Consider the following 4,786-nt stretch of genomic DNA (forward strand, 5'->3'; position numbering starts at 1 on the left):
CGCCGCCGAAGTAGCCGCCGGCCCAGGGACCGTAGGCCGGGCCCGCGTCGTAGTACGGGCGGCGCTCGCCCGCGCCCGTGTCGACCGTGCGCACGAGCGGCTCGGCGCCGTCGGCGAGCCGGGCCGCGTCCGCCGCGCACACCGGGACCTCGCGGACCGCCCCGCCGTCCGGGGTCCACTCGGCGTCGGTGACGGAGGGCCCGTGGCGCGGGTCGAAGAAGCAGGGCAGGCGGCGCTCGGGCAGCGGCCGGCCCTCGCGGCGGGCGGCGAGCTGGGCGAGGGAGAAGCGGCCGTCCTCCAGGGCCTGGGTGACGGCGCGCACGTCCTCGGGGCGCTCGGCGGCGGTCATGAACTGCTTGGCCTTGTCGTACGCGTCGAGGCCGCGCTCGTAGTCGGCCCGCATCGCGTCGTCGGCGCCCTGCTCGGCCGGGTGGAAGTCGAGGCGGTCCAGTTCCTCGCCGAACGCGGTGATGTCCTCGTCGACGACGACCCGGAGCTTGTCCAGGGACGCGCGCTGCTCCTGCTCGCGGCGCCTGCGGTTGCGCCGCGACACGGCGTACAGGCCCGCGCCGCCCGCGACCACGACCGCGCCGACGCCGACGAGGGCGCCGACCGGGGCCCCGTCGTCGCTGCCGCCCGCGTCCCACGACGCCGGGGCCGAGCCCTTGGCCGTGCGGACGGCGGTGTCGACGAAGTCGTCGAGCTGGCGGGCGGCCGGCTCGCCCTGGACGCTGCCCGTCAGATTGCGCACAGCCTGGCCGGACATGACCTGCTGGTCGGCGCGCGCGTCGAAGGCGTCGCCGAGCCGCACCCCGTACACCCCGACGACCCCGGTCCTGGTGCGCAGGTCCGTGAAGAGGTCCTGCCGCGGGAAGCCGGCGGGCAGCACCGCGACCATGACCGGCTTGTCGGCGTCCTTGATGCGGTCCGCGAGCCGGTCCGCAGCGGCCTTCGACAGCGTCCCGGAGGCCGCCGGGTCGACGTAGACGGGGCTCTTCTCCAGGGCGTCGGCCACCGTGGAGACGTCACTCGCGGCGGCGGCCGTGGGCGCCACGGCGAGCGTCGCCCCGAGGGCGAGGAAGGCTGCGGCCAGGGCCGCTATGAAGGGCCTCATACTTCGACGCTAACCCACCGGGGCGGCGGACGAAGGACGAGACCCCCGGCGGCTACTCGACGGGCTCGACACCGGCGCGCAGCAGACCGTACGTGTAGGCGTCCTCCAGGGCGCCCCACGACGCCGCGATGACGTTCTCGGCGACGCCGACGGTGGACCACTCGCCCGCGCCGTCCGTCGTCGTGATCAGCACCCGGGTCGTGGACTCGGTGCCGTGCTTGCCCTCGAGGATGCGGACCTTGTAGTCGACGAGCTCCAGCTTGGCGAGCTGCGGGTAGATCCGCTCCAGCCCGACGCGCAGCGACCGGTCCAGGGCGTTGACCGGGCCGTTGCCCTCGGCGGTGGCGACGATGCGCTCGCCCTTGGCCCACAGTTTCACCGTGGCCTCGTTGGCGTGGGTGCCGTCGGGGCGGTCCTCGACGATGGCCCGCCAGGACTCGACCCGGAAGTAGCGGCGGGCGCGGCCCTCCGCCTCCTCGCGCAGCAGCAGCTCGAAGGAGGCGTCGGCGGCCTCGTACGTGTAGCCCTTGAGCTCGCGCTCCTTGACCCGGGCGACCACCCGGCCGACCAGCTCACGGTCGCCGCCGAGGTCGACGCCGAGCTCCTTGCCCTTGAGCTCGATGGAGGCGCGGCCGGCCATGTCGGAGACGAGCATCCGGATCCGGTTGCCGACCAGCTCCGGGTCGATGTGCTGGTACAGGTCCGGGTCGACCTTGATCGCGGAGGCGTGCAGCCCGGCCTTGTGCGCGAAGGCGGAGACACCCACGTACGGCTGGTGCGTGGACGGGGTCAGGTTCACGACCTCGGCGATGGCGTGCGAGATCCGGGTCATGTCGCGCAGCGCGCCCTCGGGCAGCACCTTCTTGCCGTACTTGAGCTCGAGCGCGGCGACGACCGGGAACAGGTTGGAGTTGCCGACGCGCTCGCCGTAGCCGTTGGCAGTGCACTGCACGTGCGTGGCGCCCGCGTCGACGGCGGCCAGGGTGTTGGCGACGGCGCAGCCCGTGTCGTCCTGGGCGTGGATGCCGAGCCGGGCGCCGGTGTCGTCGAGGACGGTGTGGGTGATCGCCTGCACCTGGGCGGGGAGCATGCCGCCGTTGGTGTCGCACAGGACGACGACCGCGGCGCCGGCCTCGTGGGCGACGCGGACGACGGACTTCGCGTACTCGGGGTTGGCGCGGTAGCCGTCGAAGAAGTGCTCGCAGTCGACGAAGACGCGGCGGCCCTGGGAGACGAGGTGGGCGACGGTGTCGCGCACCATCTCCAGGTTCTCCTCCAGCGTCGTGCGCAGCGCCAGCTCCACGTGCCGGTCGTGCGACTTGGCGACCAGCGTGATCACCGGGGCGCCGGACTCCAGAAGGGCCCTGACCTGAGGATCCTCGCTCGCCTTGGCACCGGCGCGGCGGGTGGCGCCGAAGGCGACGAGCTGCGCGTGCCGGAAGTCGATCTCCTTCTGGGCGCGCGCGAAGAACTCCGTGTCCCGCGGGTTCGCGCCCGGCCAGCCGCCCTCGATGAAACCCACACCGAAGTCGTCCAGGTGCCGCGCGATGGTCAGCTTGTCCGCCACGGTGAGGTTGATGCCCTCGCGCTGGGCACCGTCGCGCAGCGTCGTGTCGAAGACGTGGAAGGAATCGTCGAGTGCGCCGGTGGGTTCGCCGGTGTGGTCGCTCGGGCTGCTGCTCATGCTGATCTGGCTCCTGTAGGGATCTCGGTCGTACCGGAATGACCGGCTCCGCCGTCTCTCCATGATCCCCCGCGCTCTGGGCCTGGCTGAAGGTGGGCCAGAAACCGAAAAAACCCCTCGCGGGTGCGAGAGGTCTGCGCGCGGGTCGAGGACGACGGTGTCCGCCCGTACCGGGTCGTACGAGGCGGTCACTGCGGACCGGCGCGCCTGCTGCCAATAATCATGGCGAACGAGAGCACGGCCCGAGTCTGCCACAGCCCGGGCGGCGCCCGGGCTGTGGTCTCACGATGCGGTCAGGCGGGCTGCTCCACGGGGGCCTCGGCCTGCCGGACCCGGTGGAGGTCGATGTCGCGGGTCTCGCGCATCGTCAGGTAGACGATCAGCGACACGGCCGCGCAGCCGGCGACGTACCAGTAGAAGCCCGACTCCATGCCGCCGTCCTTGAACCACAGGGCGACGTATTCGGCGGTGCCGCCGAACAGGGCGTTGGCGATGGCGTACGGGAGGGCGACGCCGAGGGCGCGGATGCCGGTCGGGAACAGCTCGGCCTTCACGCAGGCGTTGATCGAGGTGTAGCCGGTGACGACGACGAGCGCGAGCAGGGACAGGCCGAGGGCCGGCCAGAAGGATCCCGCGTGCTGGAGCAGCGTCATGATCGGCACCGTCAGGAAGGTGGAGCCGACGGCGAACGTGATGAGCAGCGGGCGTCGCCCGATGCGGTCGGAGAGCGCACCGGCGAGCGGCTGCAGACAGGCGAACACGATCAGCGCGCAGAACGACACGAGCGTCGCGGTCTGCTTGCTCAGGCCCGCGGAGTTGGACAGGTACTTGGTGAGGTACGTCGTGTACGTGTAGTAGGCGACGGTGCCGCCCATCGTGAGGGCGATGACGAGGAACGCCTCGCGCTTGTGCGCCCACAGGGCCTTCATCGTGCCCTTGTCGTCGCCGCCCACGGTCGCGTCGGCGTCGGCGGACTCCGCGTAGACCTCGGTCTCCAGCATGCTGCGGCGCAGCCAGAAGATGATCGCCGCGCCGAGGGCGCCGACGACGAACGGGATGCGCCAGCCCCAGCTGTGCAGGGCGTCGTCCGACATCGTGCGCTGGAGCACGATCTGCAGGCCGAGGCCGACGATCTGGCCCGCGGTCATCGACACGTACTGGAAGCTGGACGCGAAGCCGCGCTTCTCGGGGGCCGACGCCTCGGTGAGGTAGGTCGCGCTCGCCGCGTACTCGCCGCCGACCGAGAGGCCCTGGAGGAGGCGGGCGACGAGCAGGACGACGGCGCCGCCGTACCCGGCGACCGCGTAGGTCGGCGCGACCGCGATGAGGACCGCGGACGCCGACATCAGCGTCACCGTGAGGGTCAGCGCCGCCTTGCGGCCCTTGCGGTCACCGACCCGGCCGAGCAGCCAGCCGCCCACCGGGCGCATGAAGAACCCGACGGCGAAGATGCCCGCGGTGTTCATCAGTTGGGCGGTCGGGTTCCCGTCGGGGAAGAAGGACCCCGCGAAGTACGTCGCAAAGCTCGCGTACACGAACCAGTCGAACCACTCGACCATGTTCCCGGCCGACCCGACCAGGATCTTCTTCCATTGCTCTCGTCCCATGACCGGCCACGATGCGGGACCGCTGCACTGCGTGACAAGGCGTCACCGGCAACGATCGAGCGTACTTGTGGTCATTGTGTTCATCGCGTTCGTGAACCCGCCGCGGTCTGTGCCAGCTCGGCGAACGTGGCGAGCCAGTGGTCCGTGGTGAAGTCCCCGCGGTCCACGGCCGGCAGACCCGCCGCGAGATGCGCCTGCGCGGCCGCCGCCAGGCGCGCGCGGGCGGCGCCCTGCGGCAGGGCGTCCGCGAGGTGGCGCAGCGTCGCCGCGCGGGACAGGGTCAGTCCGAGCAGGTGCCCGATGTGCGGGTCGGCGTGGTCCGAGACGACGGGTACGTCGAGCAGGGCGCAGGGCGCCCCGGAGTCCAGGGCGGGCAGGAAC

4 protein-coding genes are annotated in these 4,786 nt (G+C 72.1%); all 4 read right to left on the reverse strand.

Annotated elements, in window-relative coordinates:
• On the reverse strand, window positions 1–1,114 hold a 1,114-nt coding region (locus tag GTW43_RS19715; RefSeq protein WP_161303339.1), incomplete at its 3' end, for a hypothetical protein.
• Window positions 1,115–1,166: 52 nt separating this feature from the next.
• On the reverse strand, window positions 1,167–2,798 hold the full coding sequence (cimA, locus tag GTW43_RS19720; RefSeq protein ID WP_161303340.1) for a citramalate synthase: 1,632 nt from the start codon (window positions 2,796–2,798) through the stop codon (window positions 1,167–1,169).
• A gap of 293 nt (window positions 2,799–3,091) precedes the next feature.
• A complete protein-coding gene (locus tag GTW43_RS19725) occupies window positions 3,092–4,405 on the reverse strand; it encodes an MFS transporter (protein WP_161303341.1) in 1,314 nt (437 codons plus the stop codon).
• Between the two features lie 80 nt (window positions 4,406–4,485).
• Window positions 4,486–4,786, reverse strand: a 301-nt coding sequence (locus tag GTW43_RS19730; RefSeq protein WP_161303342.1) for a DUF2891 family protein, incomplete at its 5' end; no start/stop codon positions are given.

The organism is Streptomyces sp. SID5785, from assembly GCF_009870065.1.
GTDB lineage: Bacteria > Actinomycetota > Actinomycetes > Streptomycetales > Streptomycetaceae > Streptomyces.